The sequence below is a fragment of the Klebsiella sp. NPDC088457 genome (assembly GCF_044900465.1).
Lineage (GTDB): Bacteria > Pseudomonadota > Gammaproteobacteria > Enterobacterales > Enterobacteriaceae > Klebsiella.
In genome coordinates, this window is the sequence record NZ_JBJDNH010000042.1 from 29,654 (window position 1) to 30,577 (window position 924).

The following is a 924-nucleotide window of genomic DNA, read 5'->3' on the forward strand; positions in this document are numbered from 1 at the left end:
ACATTTTTATGATTTAGTAAATAATAATTATAATCTCGACATTCGCCATCGACAGGGTGATGTTCACGTCAGCAGACGGAACCACGCGCAGTGCAGGCAGGCCGAAAATGTGTTCGCCGATATAAGGAATCAGGTCGATTGGCAGCAGGTCCATCAGGTTCATCAGGAATACCCAGACAAACACGGTGAGGGCCAGCGGAGCAATCAGCTTGCTCTTGCCATGATACATGTCTTTAACGCTGCCATGGACGAAGCCGATGGTCATCTCGATAGCCGTCTGGAGCTTACCCGGAACACCGCTGGTCGCCTTTTTGGCCACGCTACGGAAAATGGTAAGGAACAACAGACCGAGCACCACTGAGAAGAACATGGAGTCAATGTTGAGCGTCCAGAAGGTGGCCGGGGGGTTGTGCGGATCCACCAGCGAGAATGTACGCAGGTCCAGCTGAAGGTTGTTCAGGTGGTGACCTATGTAATCCTGCGGCGTCATATTTTCTGCAGCCATGATGCCTTTTACCCTTTGTTGTTAATTACAGCTGGTGCCAGAATTTGTACCACCAGCACCAAAACCCACGTCACTATCAGCGGCATGAATACCACTTTTAAAACGGCCAGCGCCACCGCGAGGAGGGCAAAGGTCAGCAACACCTTGAAAGCTTCCCCGAAGGCGAAGGTCCAGGCCACACGGCCTTTAGATGGTGTATGCGCCTGATGACGCCAGGCAAAAATCATAAACAACATGTTTGGCACAACAACCGCCAAACCTCCGCATATTGCGGAAACGCCCCAGAAGGGGTCTTTTAGGCTGAACAGCAGTCCACTTGCTATTACTGCCAGTAACTGAATAAACAGAAGCTTACGAGCAACGTTTCGACTCAAGAGCGACACAGACATCACGTTTTTACTCCTGCTCCCTTCGAGGTA

1 protein-coding gene and 1 pseudogene are annotated in these 924 nt (G+C 50.9%); both read right to left on the reverse strand.

Translation table 11 applies throughout. The features are described from left to right. Positions 1-505 (reverse strand): annotated as a pseudogene (locus ACI2JR_RS22200) (FoF1 ATP synthase subunit a); the annotation flags it as partial. Between the two features lie 8 nt (positions 506-513). Next, complete coding sequence (gene atpI / locus ACI2JR_RS22205) at positions 514-894, reverse strand: F0F1 ATP synthase subunit I (RefSeq protein WP_132729074.1); 381 nt, start codon at positions 892-894, stop codon at positions 514-516. Positions 895-924: the final 30 nt, after the last annotated feature.

Excerpts from the sequence above, each read along its gene's own strand:
- atpI (WP_132729074.1), bottom strand. The coding sequence starts at position 894 with ATGTCTGTGTCGCTCTTGAGTCGAAACGTTGCTCGTAAGCTTCTGTTT.